Here is an 18,411-nt window from a genome sequence, read left to right as displayed (position 1 = left end):
GTAAGGTCAAGTCCAGACACAAGCCGATCTCCGATCCCAATACAGGATCGGCAACCTCACAGATCGCGACCACTCCCGAAAGGTGGTCAGGAAACACCGCTTACCGAATATCAGGCATTCAGCTTGTTGCTGCCCGTAATTTCATCGAGGCAACGTCGGACACCGGCGGCTTCGTTTCCTTTTCGGGCATGCTGAAGCGCATCGCAGTCAAGCTGACCAAGATCTGCAACGATTTGCGCCTGCTTAGCAGTGGGCCGCTTGGCGGACTGGGCGAGATTCGATTGCCACCCGTGCAGGCCGGCTCTTCGATCATGCCGGGTAAAATCAATCCCGTCATTCCTGAGATGGTGAACCAACTCAGCTTCCAGGTGATTGGCAACGATCTTACCGTGACACTGGCCGCAAGCGCGGGCCAGCTTCAGTTGAATGCAATGGAGCCGGTGATCGTCTTGAACATCCTGCAATCCATGCGGTTGTTGACGAGAGGAATGCGGATTTTCAAAGAGCGCTGCGTGGACGGGATCGAAGTCGATTTTGATCGTTGCAGAGCGCTGCTTGATCAATCCCTCGTTCTGGCAACGCCCTTAGCAAAACTGATCGGCTACGGCAAAGCAGCCGAATTGTCCAAGCGCGCTTTGGCAGGGAAGAGGACCTTACGCCAAGTCGTTGAAGAAGCGGGGGTTCTGCTTCCCGACCAGGTTGAGCATATTTTTGGCAACAGCGCTGAGTTCGCTGGTCTCCCCGACGCCTCCCCGGCTTGAAGATTGGAAGACTGTCTCGGAAGTGATGACCGGGACATCCCGGTCGTCGGGCTTGGCGCAGCGGATGCCGTTCGCACAGCGCCAAATGGGTAAGGCGCCGCTCGCAAGAGACTGCTGGCCCTTACGTCAGCTGGTCAGGACCTGTCGTGGACGGCGATGACAGCCTTGATCAGCCCAGCCTTCTCGCGTGACCAGCGCGCAATGTCGTGAGGGCTCTTGGCCAGAGTGGTCCGGTGGGTCACGAGCCTGGTAATCGGTATTTCGCCGTCCCGGATCGATGCGGCGACCTGATCGAAATCGCTCCTGGTGGCGTTACGGCTGCCGATCACCGTCATCAAGAGCAGAGCCGAGATCGTGCCTCACTTACCCGTCCATTCGCGAATACGGCGCACGACCTCAGTTGTCGAGATGCCGTACCGATCGTGAAGTGTCGGCAGAGCACCGGCGTCCAAAAACTCGTCGGGAAGGGCGATCTGCCGAAAGGCGGGTGTCACGCCCTCGCGCATAAGCAATGCGGCGACACTTTCACCCAGTCCGCCTATGACGGTGTGGTTTTCCGCCACCACCACCAGCCGGCCAGCTTGGCGCGCGGCCGCAAGAATTCTCTCATTGTCCAGCTGAGATTGCCTCGGATAGTTTGTCGAACCCAGCCTTCTTCCCCGAAGCCCGTCGGCAGACAAGGCGGACCCGGTATTCCCTGGTCCGCCTTTTTGTGTCCTTCTAATGGCGGGTTCGCGGGTAAGCCTTACGTCTTCGTTTCGGGGGAGAAAATGGAAAAGCGAAACGAACGGCGTACTGCGGCAGGAATCGGTGCAGAAAGGCCCACGCAAAAGTCCCCACATCTTCGTCAGTCGCTCACTCCCCGGCGGGTGTGTACGCGCTGGCGACCTTGTTTGATATCGCCACCCCGCCGGACATCCGCTCGCCTTCCAACTCGGAATTCTCCTAGGAGCACGTCATCCTCCAAGCTTTCGACCTGACGTTCCAGCGTCTTCCGTTACCGTGCTGCTCGAATGAGAAACTCGGTGCTGCGTCGAAATTGGTACAGATGGCGATACTTGCTCGATTGCTAAAATAGTGAAATTTTCGCCTCGAGTGCCTGGAAGCAGGATTGGGGAGATGTACTTTCCTCAGTTTCTGGTCGGAATGCTGATCACGTCGACCGTAGTCGGAACCTGGGCCTATGAGGCCACGGGGTCCGTCTGGATGAGCATTGCCTGGAGCCTCCTAGCCGCGCTTCTGTTGCAGGTCGGCTATCTCGCGATTGTGTTCAGGCTTGTATATGGTCGGCGACACTCCGAGCCGAAGGCGAAGGAGACCGATCCGGACGCTGCCAAGCAACAATCCCTTCCACATCAGCCACGACATACGGACGGCCGCTGACCAACTGCCGGCTTGGGCGTTCTCGTCCCTGCTTTTTTGGAGACCCGTAGCGTCCGCGCAGGCCCCCGTATGTGTCCGATCACAAGATTCCCGCCACATTGCCGAGCTTTGGTTAGCGTCGCTCCCGGGTAACATGCAACAATTGCTGGAGTCGGACCGGCAGGTGCGGCGAGGCGTGCAATTCGGTACAGCTCTTTTTCCATCGGCGGAGATATTCGGCGATTGGAACCCCGCTGCGGCCAGGCCAGCGGTTGAGCGCGCCCAGCGCCTCAACGCAATCGGGAACCTGTTCGTATTCTGCGAGAATGGTCGGGCACATTGCTTGCGCGAACGGATTGAGACCTGGAACTTCGATCTCGTTTCGGTGGTCGGCGAACCACGTCGCAGCATCTCGGGTAAGTCCCTGGCTGTCGGCGAGCGCGGTATAGCGTTTGATTATGTTCCCACGATATTCGGCAATGGCGTCGCCGAAAGCGTTGTCACCTGCGAAAGGCGGGTCCTGTTTCCAGTCTTTCGCCAGGCGTCCCAGGCCTCGCAGCGAGAAGGCCTCCACCATGGCTTCCTCCAGCCATTGGCAAGGCGGTGCCGGCTTCGCATCGGCCTGCCAGCTGTTGGCAAGCACATGGCCGAGTTCATGGCCGAACTGGTAGGCAAGCTTCGACCAGTCCCGTTCGCCGATGTCGACAATGATCCAGGCCATACTGCTGCCGTCGGGATGCAGCCAGATCGCCGGCTGTCCGGTGCCATGGCGGTCGACGCGGAGCCTTGCCGGCTGGCGATCAGACAGCAGTCGGACGCCGTCTAGGCAGGCGCGCCGCGCCTTTTCAACGACCTGTTCTGCCGCTTGCGGGAGCATGCGGCCCCAATTGCCCGCGAGTTCGAGCGGGGCGGACAGAAGCGTCGCGGGTGTCTTATTCCGGGGGGATGGCATAGCTGCATAGCCCGGGTCCAGGATGGCCGAAAACTTTGCCATTGCGGTAGCCGATGCTGCCGCAACGATGATGCCAACCGCCAAATCTCGGCGCCTCATAGCCTCTCCAGTTGGCGGACGCAAATCCTCCAAAAGTTCGAATGCCTGGTCCAAGCCGTCTCGCCAGCTACCACTGATCCGGCTAGACTTGAAGTTCTCTCAAGTGGAGGCCGGGGCGCAAGCTGGTTCGCTCGATGCAAAGTGAGTGAATGGACGAACCATCGCCAAAATGGGGCTAAAAGCGTCATGTCGGAGATTTATGTAATCAATCTCGATCGAAGTGTCGGGCGGCTGGATAAATTTCGCAAGTTGAACTCGCACCTGCCGGAAGTCCGGAGGTTCTCCGGATTTGACGGAAAATCCATCGACCGCGACAAGCTGATAGAGCGTGGGGTTATCAGTTCGGATTTGGAGTATGCGCCTGGGAGTCTGGGCTGCGCCATCTCGCACGTGACGCTCTGGAGAGAGGCCGTCGGTCGGCACAAGGTGATAACGGTTGCCGAAGATGATGCGATCTTCTCTCGCGAGTTCGAACGACATACGAACGCGCTCTTGGCGAACATCCCGGCCGATTGGGATTTCATCCTGTGGAGTGCAAGTCTGCGATGCTATGCTTGGCTAGATGCCCTTCCTGGCGGAACCGGTGCCAGGCTGGAGTTCTTTCCGGGCGAAGTCATGACGCATATTGCTGACTTCCAGGAGGCGGCAATCGAACCTGCTCTGCTTCGAGCGCGCTATCTGCTCGGCACGGTTTGTTACTCCGTCTCGCCACGTGGCGCGCGCGCGCTGTTGGAGTGGTGCCTTCCGATACGGCCGATGATCGTGGATTTTGCAGGCTTCGGCCTAAGGCTGAACAATGCAGGCATCGATTGCATCATGGCGGGCGTGATGCCCTCGCTCAAAGCCTATGTGTGCTTGCCACCGCTTGTCATCAGTGACGAACGGGCGGAGGAATCGGTACGGATCAATACGTGAGCGACAGGCTGGCGTTGACCGCAGTCGGCCAGTCCGTCCCGTCAGGCAACCGATAGCCTTCACCGAACACCTTCTTCGCCGAGCGGCGCTGCTCGATCTTCGTGCCGGCGCCGAATGAAGAAATCGAGGTTGTTCCTGAGACGCTCATTGCCCGGGTCAAGCTCGAGCGCCATCTGCCCCCATTCCACAGCACGGTCCATCGCATTCAGGTGCCATGAGGCGATGGCGCCCAGATCAAACAGCCGAAAGCCCCAGCAGTTCGGGTCATCGAGATAGCTTCCGGTGCGACGGGTGTTTTCGATTCCGTTGCTGCACGCCCAGAACAGATTCAACCAGTCGGCCCTGCCGTGGAGTTCCTCCGCAAGGTCGGCCCAGATCTCGCGCCGATGCGGCGCTTCCATTCGCGCTTTGTCCAACCACACCAATCTCTGGTCCGGCATCATGCGTGCGATGTAGCGCATCGCTTCTGACCGTTCCTCGCCCCAGGTGCTTGTCGGCAAGCCAAGGTAGCGCTCAAGCAATTGAACGGCCTCGTCGGGCCGGTTGGCCCACATCAGGTCCCGCCCGAGCCAGAAACACATCTGTGCGTCGTCGGGATCTTCCTTGTAGGCAACCTCCATCAGAGGCAGGTAGCTGCTCCTGGTTGGCTTGGCCAGGTCCTGCACCTCGAACATGACCAGGTCGTTGCTGGTCGTGACCACCTCCCTTTCTCCGGTGAAGACGAGGGCCTCATGGACGGGGCGCTTGAAGCGATATCCCCAGCGATGGTGAAAATTCTTGGTGGCCCATTGCCGCAACGGTCTGGGGTCGTCGACACTCGCTCTATAGATCGTCTGGCAATAGAGGGCTGTCGTTTCGGGTCTCCAGGCCGCCTCCAGCTTGGGGCGCCAGCCGGGCTCGAGGAAACGGTCCATGTCCATCGTGCAGCACACGTCGACGTCGGCGGGGATGAGTGCCAGGGCGGCATTTCGGGCGTCATCGAAGCGCCATGGGCGGACCGCGATCCGGTGCACGGTGACGCCGGCGTTGATCAGTCGGGATACCGTGTCGTCGGTGCTGCCGGTGTCGGCGACTATCCGATAGTCGGCGCCGACGGCCGAATTTGCCCACCTCTCGACATGTGCGGCTTCGTTCAACGCGATGGTGTAGACCGCTATCTTCAAGGAAGGGGTCCGCGATTGGACGCAGTCGCTAAGCGACCTCCCGCTGAACGGCTGGACTCGCCCGAACCCGACCGCACCGCCCTGTGACGCTCATCGAACAAGGCCGACGCCTCCGCGCTTGCGGATCGCCACTAGCCCTCCGAGCAATTTTGCCTGGCTAAGCTCGAAGTGGCTGTCGAAGAACCGGATTTCGGCAAACTGATCGGCAAGGTCGCTGATACCGACCGGGTCGATTGATCGGGCCGTGCCGTGCTGTTGGATTTCTCGCAAGATATGCTTGGTGAGTGTGATTTCACCGGCATTTTCGCCTGTTGGCTGCCAGTCGAGGTCTTCGATGAAATACCATCCACCCTCTGCGAGCAGCGGGAAGAATTCGCGCAGCGTCAGTTGCTCGTCGAACGAGGCGTGGCTGCCGTCGTCGATAATCACGTCAAGCGAGCCCGGTTCCAGCTTCGCCGCGACGGAGCGCAGATCCTCCAGCTTGGATTGATCGCAAACGAAAGACTTGAACCTCTCATTGTTGAACTGAGAAAAATCCGTCAGGTCGACACCGATCACCTCGGCGTAAGGAAAATAGGACTGCCAGAGCGCGACCGAGGGCGTCTCGGACTGGTTGCCTTCCGCCGCGATGCGACAGAGGCCGATCTCTAATAGCCTCCGCATGGAAAGTCTCCGGCTCGACAGCAGCCGCTCGTAGACGCGTGCGTAAGCATGCCGGTTGCCGGTATGGCGGTTCTTGTCGGTGTTGAAGCGATCAGCAAGATCGATGAGTGTGGGAAAGCTCCGCAGCGGCTCGACCAGCAAGGAGATGAGCGGCGCTCCTTCCCCGCCCGAGCGAGCCTCATTTCGTGCCGTCCACAGGTGTGTTCCGAAGACACGCTCATCATTCAGGTAGACAGCCACATCGGCGAGCGGCTTTTCGAACTCGCCTATCTCGGTCCAATCGATCGCGTTAAAGAACATTGGCCCGAAGACCCAATCGCGCAGCTCGGCGCCTTGATCCGAAGCGATGTAGTCGGAGAGCAGTTTCGGGCCGATCTCGCCGAACCCCTTGCCGCTTGCACCGAAGAAGCGCTCGATTGACATCTCGTAGAGCGCTCTCAAATGGGGGCTGAAGGCTTCGGCATAGATGACGTTGCCGCAGACGAAGTGGCCTTGGTGCCCGCCGCGCCATTGCAGATTGAAAAAGTAATCGCCGCGGAACGGAAACGGTCGCAGCATGACCACGTCGCAATCCATCCACAACCCGCCATGTTCGTAAAGCACGGCGTAGCGAAAGGCGTCGCTGAAATAGCGGATCTCGGAGCCGGCGACCATTCGCTCGAACAAGCTGCGCGGCATCACGTCATCCGCGGCGCGTACCTCGACGCCGAGCGGCACGAGGAATTGAAGCTTGTTCGGCGAGTAGCTCCAGACCCTCACGGGATGGCCTGCGGCGCGCATCGACGTGGTGGCGGCAATCAAGGTCAGATGCTTCGCAGTGTCGGAAAGCACCTCGTAAAAGCAGTGGATCTGAGGCAGCGCGGCATCTCCCCTGTCCAGGAAGGGGGCTATCCGGCTATCGAACGCCCAGGATTGATCGCGACGCTCATGCGGCGAGTCTGCGAAGCGAAGGAACGGCGCCAGCTCGAGCAGGACCTCCTCTGTGCCTTTCGCATTGCCGGAGAGGACAATCCTGCTCGCCTCCTTCGGGAGTCCGCTGTCAGGCCGGGTTTGTTGATGGAGGTCGCCGGGTTCTTTGCGCTGCTGAGCCGCCGCAATTTGTATGGTCGCACCGTCCGCCGACGTCGTCGCAAGTGAGCTCCAATATGCCTCGCTTGCGAACAAATAGTCGGTCCTCTCCAGCAGCGAGCTTACCTCCGAGGCATCGACGGCGGCGATCCACGCTTCGCTCTCGGCGACGCCGTACGAAATCAGCAGGCGCTCGTCTTTTGGGTGCCAGGCTAGGCCGGCGGCAAATTCACCCCCCTTTTCATTGAAGAAGAACGGCCGGCTGATCTTTGCCAAGCAACCTGTTTCGTCCAACCAGACGAAGCGGTGCTGGCAGTATGGCTGAGCCCCGTCCGGCCTTGCCCGCGTCTCGTGCGCGAGTGTCAGCCATCCGCCTTCGAAGGCAATCGCCTGGGTGCCTCCCTTGAGCTCGTCGGCAGCGACGGAAGACGGCTTTTCCGATATCGTCTGCCCTTGATCGCCGACAATGCGGATGGAATCACCCACAGAAAGGAACTGCAGCCGCTCCCGGTCGGTGCCGATGCCAGCCGGCTTGACGAGGGGGAGCCAGTTGTTGCCGTTCATCTTCGCACCGATCGGCCGGAGCACTCGCCAGTCAGTCATCCGGTATGGTGCAGGCCCGCCATGGTCGATGCGCGCGATGACTGGTTCGCCTTCTGCGGCCGACGCGCGCATATAGGCGCTGCTCCACAATTGCCCCTCCCAGGCAAACGGACGCATGGCCTCGAGGCCGCAGCCGTAAGCAGGTCGCGGCAAGTCGGTCGGCTGTGAAATCTCATCGGCCGACGCGATCCCGAATTCGCTGTCGATGCGCAGCAAGAAATTGCGTGTGTGCACCGCCGCTCGATCCGGCGCTCGAGCCCGGAGGTTCTCTTCCGCCGCCGCCAAGGTGATGGCCCCTGCAGCACTACGATCTGGTTGTCCCAGCGAGCCACGGAGGGGTTTGAGAGCCGATAGCCGTCGGGCGGCACGAAGCCGACCGGTTGCGCAGTGAACGATGGCATCATCGTCTTGGCGGGCTGGATGTAGAAGAACAGGTTGGAGCGCGCCAGATCGCGGGAAACGTCGGCGATGCTGCGGCTCAGCGCCAGCCAATTGCACACTGCGAACCCGCGGTCCTTGCGCAATGGATCGCTCGCGTAGTTTGCCGCGATTGCGTATTCCTCGCGAAGGCCCGTCGTGTAGATGAAATCCTCGAGAAACAGGATGTCTTGCTCCGGTTTCCTGATCGCCAGACCGGCTTCCGAAAACAGCACGCTGGCGTCGTTCATCCCCTTCTCGCGATGGAACCGCGCGAGGTCGTAGAGGGGTTCGGTACGTTGCGGGCGCTGATTGAAGGCAGCAAGCGCCTGGCGAATGAAGCCTGCGTCGTCCCCGAGCTTTCTTAGGCAGCGCGCCTCCTGCAGCCGGGCGTTCCATGCTTCCTCGTCCCAGCCGCCCATCGCCGCGCGTTTGGCGTAGGCCACCGCCGCCTCGGCCGTGCGTCCGGCGTCGCGGTAGGACTGCGCCAGGTAAAACCAGTATCGGTGGTTCTCCGGGTCTTTCTCCAGCGCCTCCAGCAGGAGCTTGATGTCGCGCTCGAACTTGTCGACGCGGTTCGATCCGGTGGCGTGGTCCTTGTACCAAACGCCCTGCAGTTCCTTCACGTCGCCGGGAACGTCGAGATATTCATGCGTCACGCCACGGTAGCGGGCGCCGGCATCGCGCCTGACGATGCGGGTGTTCCAATAGGCGAGGTCGGAACCGGAGCGCTGGAGCAGCCGATAGCCGGGACAGTCGAGCTGCGCTCGGAAGCTCGCGTCCTCGACGACCAACTCCATGTCGGCGTCGTCAAAAAGCAGATAATCATAGACGAGCGACGAAGCATACGCATGATCGAGCGCGGCGTTGCGGGCCTGCTCGAAATTTTCGAAAGGGAACTGATGCAACTCGCCGGGCAGGTCGCGATCGGCGAAGAAAGCCCTGATGTAATCCTGGGTCCCGTCGGTCGACCCGGTGTCGCCGATGACCCAGCAGTCGATGTGGTCGACAACCGCCCCCAGACAGCGCTGCAGGTTCGCCATCTCGTTCTTGACGATCATGTTCAGGCAAAGTCGCTTGCCCGTGGTCATCCGTGAAATTGCCATCTCTCGCTCTGACGTTGCGCGACGTTCAAGCAATGCCATTCTCTGCGTGCCGCGGATGAATTCGCGGAGCCGTCCCGAAGCTCCCGTTGTCTACTTGTCCCGCCACCGGAGCGGCTAACGATCTCCGCCCACTTCACCGTCATTTGCCAAGCGACGTCAAGTTCGACGAAGCGGTAGTTGGCGTCGACCCCATCGCGACGCCCCAACGGGGATGACAGTGCTCAAGCTCGATCACGTTTCTGGGTTTGACGCAGATTCCTGGGTGCGGGTTAAGTTCTGGATTTCAAAAATATTTTCTAGAGTTTCGGTCTGTAATAATTCACGACCTAATACTTTAGAGGTAGGTCAGTTTAGTCGCCTCCACAGTTTACAGATCGCTAATTTTCAAATTTACTAATTTGCTGCTGTGGGGGGGGCCCACAGGTCGTGGGTAGCTGGCATTCTGCGGAAGTCGTAGGGGAGTCAAGCCAGAGGGTTTCGGGAGTAGCAAGACCAAAGTCGCGGACGACTAAGCACGTGCGTTTGGTGAGCGCGCGGCCGTGTGAGCGTTTGTCTTTTTTGTTCGGGTCGAACGGGTTTTCCACTCCGGAACTCTTTCGCGAGTTTTCGCCAAGAGATCGGCGTCAGCTGTGACGGGAGTGGATCGTGTATCACGTGATATCACGTGCGTTTCCCAGGGAGTTTGAAGCCCGCCGCTTCGACAAACTTCAAGCATATCCGCAACTGAGCGCCGCTGGCCGTACCCATCTATGCGCCGGCGGGAAATTTGTTGCTGCAAGGTGCGGCGGATTGCTCCCGTGCCCCGCATCCAAACCAGATTTCAACAGAGCTGTTCAAACCGAGTGCCGTCGGAAAACGGCGCCGTCTGCGACTTCCTGCCCGCCGATCGGACCGGGAGTCGTCTGGAGCAAAGGCTGCAGCCCATCACGTCTTCGCGCGCGAGCTTTCGTGCGGCCTTGCGGCCAAGCCCGTCGGGTCGGGGGCAGCACTGCGGTGATTGAAAATCAAGTGTCAAGCAGGAGAAGCCGCGGCACCTGCCGCCGCCAATCGGGGAGTGCATGATGACGTACGCAACTTCGTCTACTGCAATGGATGTGACCGTTAGGGGCGTTTTGCCCATCGGCGACGCCACCGAGCATATAACCTATTTCATTCTGGATGCCGCCAAGAACGCGATCGTCGGCCAGGTCATTCTTCCCGCCGCCGTCAAGCGAAGCCACGCTGTCGCTATAACCGTCAAGGTTCCGAGCACCGCCGGCTCTCTCGCGATCGGCACATTTGACGATGGCGGGAATTTCCAAGCCTCCGGCTTCCTCCGTGTGGAGACTCCCCTCGTTGGCCGCCCAAGCGGCGCCATCGGGCCGTCCGGAAGATGACCGCGGCCAAGCGCCATTTCCGCGCCGCTCGCCGACTAAGCCGGTGGGCGGTTTCCCTTTTGAAATGAATTGGAAGCGAACAGGAGCCAGTCATGGCCCGTGCCTCTGAAATTCTCTTTGTGGATCCTTCGATCTCCGATCTCGAGACTGTTCTGAGCAACGTCCGGCCGGGGGTCGAGGCCATCCTGGTCGATGGCCGTCAAGCGCCGGCGGCGCAGATGGCTGCGGCGCTGAGAGGGCACGAAGAACTGCACGCGGTCCACATCATCGCGCACGGCGCACCTGGTCGGGTTGTTTTCGCTTCAGGAGAATGGTCGGTCGGGACGTTGAAGGGGGCGGCTGAGGAATTCGCCGCAATCGGCAGGGCGCTCGCTGCGGACGGTGAACTGCGGCTATGGAGCTGCGAGACGGCGCTGGGAAAGGCGGGCGATGCGTTCGTCGACGCTTTGGAAGCGGCCGTCGGCGTGGATGTCTGCGCGTCCAGTTCGCTTGTCGGTGCGGCAGTCCTGGGCGGTGCGTGGGAACTACCCGCACGTGCGGGCGCGTCGGCGCCCCTGCCGCCGCTGACCCCAGTTGGCGTAGCAAGTTACATCGGGCTCCTGGTGGCGGGTAATCTGACGCTTACCGGCACTGTAGCCGATGGCAACAGTAAAAGCATAAATACGTTTTATCTTATTGATACTACTGCCAATCCAGATACCATTGTTGGAAGTTTCGTTCTTCCTCAGTCGAACAATGGAGTGGCGTTCAATTTTGCAATAACTATTACAGTACCTGATACAACCCATACTTATCAAATTTACACCAGCGGATTCGAGCTATACGGTACGCTAACGCCTGCCGCCGGTAATACTTACAATTTTGCGACCGACGCTGGTAACAATGGTGACAATGGCGATACATTCAATGGGGGCAGTCTCGCCGTCACGAGTCAAGTAGGCCCGACCGGCCCGGCTGGCGCGACCGGCCCCACGGGTGCGACCGGCGCCACGGGCGCGGGTGCAACGGGCGCGACCGGCGCCACCGGAGCAACAGGCGCCACGGGCGCAACCGGCGCGGGTGCGACGGGCGCCACGGGTGCGACCGGTGCAACGGGCGCCACCGGCGATACCGGAGCTTCGGGTGCGACCGGCGCTACTGGTGCGACTGGAGCAACCGGCGCAACCGGCGCTACAGGTGCGACTGGCGCTACGGGTGATACCGGAGCAACGGGCTCGACTGGAGCGGCCGGCGCTACAGGTGGGACCGGCGCTACGGGTGCGACCGGCGCCACCGGCGATACCGGAGCAACAGGCGCCACCGGCTCGACCGGCGCGACGGGAGCAACCGGCGCCACAGGCGCGACCGGCTCCACGGGTGATACCGGAGCAACGGGCGCCACCGGCTCGACAGGTGCAACTGGAGCGACAGGCGCTACCGGCGATACCGGAGCAACAGGCGCGACCGGCTCGACAGGTGCGACCGGAGCAACCGGCGCCACAGGTGCGACCGGCGCCACGGGTGATACCGGAGCAACGGGCTCGACAGGTGCGACCGGAGCAACAGGCGCGACTGGCGCCACCGGTGATACCGGAGCAACCGGCTCGACCGGTGCGACCGGAGCAACCGGCGCGACGGGTGCGACCGGAGCAACCGGCGCCACAGGTGCGACCGGCGCCACGGGTGATACCGGAGCAACGGGCTCGACTGGCGCGACCGGAGCAACAGGCGCGACTGGCGCTACCGGCGATACCGGAGCAACAGGCGCGACCGGCTCGACAGGTGCGACCGGAGCAACCGGCGCCACAGGTGCGACCGGCGCCACGGGTGATACCGGAGCAACGGGCTCGACAGGTGCGACCGGAGCAACAGGCGCGACGGGCGCCACCGGTGATACCGGAGCAACCGGCTCGACCGGCGCGACCGGAGCAACCGGTGCCACAGGTGCGACCGGAGCCACGGGTGCGACTGGCGCCACCGGCGATACCGGAGCAACGGGCGCAACCGGCTCGACCGGAGCAACCGGCGCCACAGGTGCGACCGGAGCCACGGGTGCGACTGGCGCCACCGGCGATACCGGAGCAACGGGCGCAACCGGCTCGACCGGAGCAACCGGCGCCACAGGTGCGACCGGCGCCACGGGCGATACCGGAGCAACGGGCGCAACCGGAGCAACCGGCGCCACAGGTGCGACCGGGGCCACGGGTGCGACTGGCGCCACGGGCGATACCGGAGCAACGGGCGCAACCGGCTCGACCGGTGCGACCGGAGCAACCGGCGCCACAGGCGCGACCGGCGCCACGGGCGATACCGGAGCAACGGGTGCGACCGGAGCAACCGGCGCCACAGGTGCCACCGGCGCCACCGGTGATACCGGAGCAACCGGCTCGACCGGTGCGACCGGAGCAACCGGCGCCACAGGTGCGACCGGCGCCACCGGCGATACCGGGGCAACAGGTGCGACTGGCGCTACCGGCGATACCGGAGCAACGGGAGCAACCGGAGCAACCGGCGCCACAGGTGCGACCGGCGCCACCGGTGATACCGGAGCAACCGGCTCGACCGGTGCGACCGGAGCAACAGGTGCGACTGGCGCTACCGGCGATACCGGAGCAACGGGAGCAACCGGAGCAACAGGTGCCACCGGCGCCACGGGCGATACCGGAGCAACGGGTGCGACCGGAGCAACCGGCGCCACAGGTGCGACCGGCGCCACCGGTGATACCGGAGCAACGGGCTCGACGGGTGCAACAGGTGCGACCGGCGCTACGGGTGCAACGGGTGCGACCGGCTCGACAGGCGCAACCGGCGCGACTGGAGCTACTGGAGCTACCGGGGCGACTGGAGCAACCGGCGCCACAGGTGCGACCGGCGCTACGGGTGCAACGGGTGCGACCGGCTCGACTGGAGCAACGGGTGCGACAGGCGCAACCGGCGCTACGGGTGATACCGGAGCAACGGGCTCGACAGGTGCGACCGGAGCAACAGGTGCGACCGGCGCCACCGGCGATACCGGAGCAACGGGCTCGACGGGTGCGACCGGAGCAACCGGCGCCACAGGCGCTACCGGCGATACCGGAGCAACGGGCTCGACGGGTGCAACAGGTGCGACCGGCGCTACGGGTGCAACGGGTGCGACCGGCTCGACTGGAGCAACGGGTGATACCGGAGCAACGGGTTCGACCGGGGCCACTGGGGCGACTGGAGCAACCGGCGCCACTGGTGCTACGGGCGATACCGGCTCGACAGGCGCAACCGGCGCGACTGGAGCTACTGGAGCTACCGGGGCGACTGGAGCAACCGGCGCCACAGGTGCGACCGGCGCTACGGGTGCAACGGGTGCGACCGGCTCGACTGGAGCAACGGGTGCGACAGGCGCAACCGGCGCTACGGGTGATACCGGAGCAACGGGCTCGACAGGTGCGACCGGAGCAACAGGTGCGACCGGCGCCACCGGCGATACCGGAGCAACGGGCTCGACGGGTGCGACCGGAGCAACCGGCGCCACAGGCGCGACCGGCGCTACCGGCGATACCGGAGCAACGGGCTCGACGGGTGCAACAGGTGCGACCGGCGCTACGGGTGCAACGGGTGCGACCGGCTCGACTGGAGCAACGGGTGATACCGGAGCAACGGGTTCGACCGGGGCCACTGGGGCGACTGGAGCAACCGGCGCCACTGGTGCTACGGGCGATACCGGCTCGACCGGCGCTACGGGTGCGACAGGAGCAACTGGCTCGACAGGTTCGACCGGAGCCACCGGTGCGACTGGAGCAACGGGCTCGACTGGAGCGACCGGCGCTACGGGTGCCACGGGCTCGACCGGCGCAACCGGTGCGACCGGCGCGACTGGAGCAACGGGCTCGACCGGAGCCACGGGTGCGACTGGAGCAACTGGCGCGACTGGAGCAACGGGTGCGACAGGTGCGACCGGCGCTACGGGTGCCACCGGCTCGACTGGGGCGACCGGCGCTACCGGAGCTACAGGTGCGACCGGCGCCACGGGTGCCACTGGCGCTACCGGCTCAACTGGAGCAACTGGCGCGACCGGAGCGACCGGCGCTACCGGTGCGACCGGAGCCACAGGTGCCACGGGCTCGACGGGTGCGACCGGCGCCACGGGTGCGACCGGCTCGACCGGCGCCACGGGTGCCACCGGCTCGACTGGGGCGACCGGCGCTACCGGAGCTACAGGTGCGACCGGCGCCACGGGTGCCACTGGCGCTACCGGCTCAACTGGAGCAACTGGCGCGACCGGAGCGACCGGCGCTACCGGTGCGACCGGAGCCACAGGTGCCACGGGCTCGACGGGTGCGACCGGAGCCACCGGCTCGACCGGAGCAACGGGTGCTACCGGCGCGACTGGAGCAACGGGTGCGACGGGTGCGACCGGCGCTACGGGTGCCACGGGCTCGACCGGAGCAACGGGTGCGACTGGAGCAACGGGTGCGACAGGTGCGACCGGCGCCACGGGTGCCACCGGCTCGACTGGGGCGACCGGCGCTACCGGAGCTACAGGTGCGACCGGCGCCACGGGTGCCACTGGCGCTACCGGCTCAACTGGAGCAACGGGTGCAACCGGCTCGACCGGAGCGACCGGCGCTACGGGTGCAACCGGCTCGACAGGTGCGACCGGAGCCACCGGTGCGACTGGAGCGACCGGCGCTACGGGTGCCACGGGCTCGACCGGTGCGACCGGAGCTACCGGCTCGACTGGAGCTACCGGAGCAACTGGCTCGACTGGGGCGACTGGAGCAACGGGTGCGACCGGCGCCACCGGCTCGACCGGAGCGACAGGTGCAACCGGAGCAACGGGTGCTACCGGCGCAACGGGTGCCACAGGCTCGACCGGAGCGACCGGCTCGACAGGTGCAGCCGGCGCAACCGGCTCGACGGGTGCTACTGGGCCGGGCGGCGCAACGGGTCCGACCGGAGCGACCGGCCCCGGCGGTGAGACCGGTGATCGCGACAAAGGCAACAACGGCCACGGCAATGATCCTGACCGCAGCGACAGCAGCAATCCTGGGAAGGGACATTCCAACGATGGCACCGATGCCGATGGCTCGCCTGGCCATCGCACCGCCGCCGTCACGGCCAACTCGCTCGGTCTCAAGGACACGACGCAGTTCCTGCAATCCGGCTCGACCGACAGTGATGCCGTCAGCCATGCGTCGTTCCGTCAGCTTGTCAGCCAGGCCGCCGGTTCGGTGACGACCGACCTCCTGAATGTTCTCACCACGATCAGGGGATTTGGTCAGAACCAGAACAAGCCGTTGGGTGCAAGCACCGACCTGACCTCGGATCAGAACAAGCAGGGTGCCGGCTTCGCCAACAGCGACGACACGGTGAAGAAGGCGCTGAAGGACATTCTGAAGCCGCATGACTGAGCATGAGTGAAGAGGAATGGCGACCGGACAGACGACGATAGAAGCCGGTCCAAAGCTGAGAAGCGGGCGCGCGGGCTTTTGCCGAAGGGCAGGGCCCGCGCGTTCGGCCTTTCCGAGTGGTTAAGGGGCTCGCGCGACCGACCGCCGTGGAGTATCATCAGCGCCCCCAGAGATTCCGGCGGAAATGGTCCGCCCCGGGCAATGTCGAACCACCGCCTGCCTACCCGAAGGGGAGTCCATGGTGAACGTTCCTGGGAGTGCTGAAATCCAGCCTGTGGAGCTGCGTGCCGGGACCGCGGCCGACCCGACCGGCATGCCCGGCGGCACCAGCGAAACGGGGCGGAGCCCCGGTGGCCCCGCCGAGTTCGACCAGGTCGGGCCGCGCCTCAAGGCGATGCTCCGGGTCGCCCGCTATCACGGTATCGAGCTCGATCCGAACGAATTCAGGGCAGCGAGCGCAGGCCCGTTTCCAAGCGCTACCGACCTGTCGGAATGGGCGCAGAACGGCGGCATGTGGTCCCGGGCAGTGCGTGTTCGCTGGTCACACCTGTTGCGCTTTCAAGATACCGGACCAGTCGTTCTCTTGTTCAGCGATGGCGGCGCCGGTCTCCTCACCGGGGCGAGTGCCGAGCGCAACGTGGTCTTCCTCAAAAGTCCGGAAGCGCCCGACGATGGTCCATCCACCGCTGTCGACGAGTTGCGCCTGTCGCAGGTGTGGACGGGCGAGGCGGTGCTGCTGCGAAACGCGCGATCCTATGTTGCCGCGGATGCGCCTTTCACCCTTCGCTGGATCGCCGAACTGGTGCGGCACGAAAGCCGGCCGCTTCGCGACGTGGCCATCGCCTCCTTCACACTCAGCGTTCTGACGATTTTGCCGCCGCTCATCGTCATGACGGTGGTCAACAAGGTATTGCAGTTCAACAGTGTCTCGACGCTGTTACTCTTGTCGGCCATAGTCGCTGTCGTCTTCGCATACGAGACGCTCCTGGGCCACGCGCGGCGACTGATCATCAACGTCGTCGGAGCCCGCCTCGACACCAAGCTGCAGCTGCACGTTTTCAGCCGCCTCTTGCGTCTGCCGCTCGACTATTTCGAGCGCCACCCCGCCGGCGAGACAATGTACCACCTCGCGCAGGTCTATCGAATCCGCGAGTTTCTGACAGGCAAACTGCTCAGCACGTTCCTGGACCTGATCACCCTGTGCGTGCTGCTGCCGGTGATGTTCTATATCAACGTGACGCTTGCCTGGATCGTCGTTGCCTGCGCAGCGGTGATCATGCTGATCATCCTTGCCTTCCTGAAGCCGCTGCGCCGAAGGTACCAGCGGGTGATCGAGGCCGAGACCTGGAAGTCGGCGGCGCTGGGCGAAACCGTTGTCGGCATTAAGACCGTGAAGGCGCTTGGTCTCGAGCCGCAACGCAAGGCGCTTTGGGACGAGCAGGTGGCGGAGGCGGGAAGCGCGCGCCTCTCCTTCGGGCAGTTCGCCAGCTGGCCGCAGACCCTGGTTACGCCCATTGAACGCGTAATGGTGCTCGGCACCATGCTGATCGGCGCCTATCTCGCGATGAGCGACAGTTCCGGCTATATGGTCGGCGGTCTGTTCGCCTTCATGATGATCTCCCAACGCGTCGCCCAGCCGCTGGTCGGGTTGGTGCGGCTGATCGAAGACTACGAGGAGGTGGGGGCGGCAATCGGCGAGGCGGCATCCGTCCTTAACCGGCCGTTGGAGACGAGTTCGAACTCCCTAGGTCTGCGGCCAAGGCTCCTCGGCGAAGTTACGTTCAGCGATCTGACGTTCAGCTACATCGGTACCAAGACGCCCGCCCTCGACCGGGTCAGCTTCCACATTCCGGCTGGGACCATGTTCGGCATTGTCGGGCGGAGCGGGTCGGGAAAATCGACCATCGCGCGGCTGCTGCAGGGGATCAACCGGGATTACAGCGGGTTCCTGAAGCTGGACGGCGTCGACCTCAAGGAAATCAACCTGCGTCATCTTCGCCAGGGGCTCGGCGTGGTCCTCCAGGACAATTTCCTGTTCCGCGGGTCGATCCGCGACAACATCATCGCCGGGCGCGCAGGCTTGACGCTGTCCGATGCCATGCGTGCCGCGCATCTGGCCGGCGCGGAAGAATTCATCGAACGCATGCCGAACGGATACGACACCTACATCGAGGAAGGTTCGCCCAACCTTTCGGGCGGTCAAAAGCAACGGCTGGCGATCGCGCGCGCCCTCATCCACGATCCGACCATCCTCATTCTCGACGAGGCCACCAGTGCTCTCGACCCGGAAAGCGAAGCGGTCGTCAGCGCCAATCTCATGCGCATCGCCAGCGGCCGCACCATGATCATCGTCTCACATCGGCTGTCCTCGCTCACCGACTGCGACCAGATCCTGGTCATGGAGCAGGGCAAGGTTCTCGACGTCGCTTCGCACACCGTCCTGCTCGAACGATGCGCGCTCTATCGCCAGCTGTGGTCGCAGCAGAACCGACATTTGGACAATCGTGGCGGCCGGCCGGCGGCCGTACCGCCGCGATTGGTTTGACGATGTGGTGCCGCA

Annotated in this window: 8 protein-coding genes and 3 pseudogenes; 5 read left to right on the top strand and 6 right to left on the bottom strand. The window is 63.4% G+C overall.

The window, feature by feature from the left end:
• Positions 1-2 precede the first annotated feature (2 nt).
• Positions 3-761: pseudogene (locus EJ078_RS04540) on the top strand (lyase family protein); the annotation flags it as partial.
• Positions 762-895: 134 nt separating this feature from the next.
• Here EJ078_RS04540 and EJ078_RS04535 read toward each other — a convergent pair.
• The 3 genes and pseudogenes from EJ078_RS04535 to EJ078_RS04520 form a co-directional block, all read right to left on the bottom strand.
• Positions 896-1,096, bottom strand: a pseudogene (locus EJ078_RS04535) (dehydrogenase); the annotation flags it as partial.
• 24 nt (positions 1,097-1,120) lie between these two features.
• A pseudogene (locus EJ078_RS04530) lies at positions 1,121-1,378 on the bottom strand (transketolase C-terminal domain-containing protein); the annotation flags it as partial.
• 878 nt (positions 1,379-2,256) lie between these two features.
• On the bottom strand, positions 2,257-3,117 hold the full coding sequence (locus EJ078_RS04520; RefSeq protein ID WP_127213916.1) for a hypothetical protein: 861 nt from the start codon (positions 3,115-3,117) through the stop codon (positions 2,257-2,259).
• A 243-nt stretch (positions 3,118-3,360) separates the two neighbouring features.
• Between EJ078_RS04520 and EJ078_RS04515 the strand changes: the two genes are divergently transcribed.
• Positions 3,361-4,089: a glycosyltransferase family 25 protein gene (locus EJ078_RS04515; RefSeq protein ID WP_127213917.1), complete on the top strand. Its 729-nt coding sequence runs from the start codon at positions 3,361-3,363 to the stop codon at positions 4,087-4,089.
• A gap of 59 nt (positions 4,090-4,148) precedes the next feature.
• On the opposite strand, the gene EJ078_RS04510 is transcribed toward EJ078_RS04515, so the two are convergent.
• The 3 genes from EJ078_RS04510 to EJ078_RS30120 form a co-directional block, all read right to left on the bottom strand.
• Positions 4,149-5,252: a glycosyltransferase gene (locus EJ078_RS04510; RefSeq protein WP_067330623.1), complete on the bottom strand. Its 1,104-nt coding sequence runs from the start codon at positions 5,250-5,252 to the stop codon at positions 4,149-4,151.
• Positions 5,253-5,342: 90 nt separating this feature from the next.
• Positions 5,343-6,569, bottom strand: a complete 1,227-nt coding sequence (locus EJ078_RS30125) for a glycosyltransferase (protein ID WP_245459228.1) — start codon at positions 6,567-6,569, stop codon at positions 5,343-5,345.
• Positions 6,570-7,582: 1,013 nt separating this feature from the next.
• Complete coding sequence (locus EJ078_RS30120; protein ID WP_245459104.1) at positions 7,583-9,109, bottom strand: tetratricopeptide repeat protein; 1,527 nt, start codon at positions 9,107-9,109, stop codon at positions 7,583-7,585.
• A 1,058-nt stretch (positions 9,110-10,167) separates the two neighbouring features.
• Between EJ078_RS30120 and EJ078_RS04500 the strand changes: the two genes are divergently transcribed.
• The 3 genes from EJ078_RS04500 to EJ078_RS04490 all read left to right on the top strand — a co-directional run bounded on the left by EJ078_RS04500 (position 10,168) and on the right by EJ078_RS04490 (position 18,396).
• Positions 10,168-10,485, top strand: a complete 318-nt coding sequence (locus EJ078_RS04500; protein WP_127239614.1) for a hypothetical protein — start codon at positions 10,168-10,170, stop codon at positions 10,483-10,485.
• Between the two features lie 92 nt (positions 10,486-10,577).
• Complete coding sequence (locus EJ078_RS04495; RefSeq protein WP_208721084.1) at positions 10,578-15,851, top strand: DUF4347 domain-containing protein; 5,274 nt, start codon at positions 10,578-10,580, stop codon at positions 15,849-15,851.
• Positions 15,852-16,089: 238 nt separating this feature from the next.
• Positions 16,090-18,396, top strand: coding sequence for a peptidase domain-containing ABC transporter (locus EJ078_RS04490; protein WP_245459102.1), 2,307 nt, complete (start codon positions 16,090-16,092; stop codon positions 18,394-18,396).
• The last annotated feature ends 15 nt before the right edge of the window (positions 18,397-18,411 follow it).

Source organism: Mesorhizobium sp. M1A.F.Ca.IN.022.06.1.1 (genome assembly GCF_003952605.1).
Taxonomy (GTDB): Bacteria; Pseudomonadota; Alphaproteobacteria; order Rhizobiales; family Rhizobiaceae; genus Mesorhizobium.
Note: the sequence above shows the minus strand (reverse complement) of the source record. Positions and strands in the feature narration are given on the sequence as shown.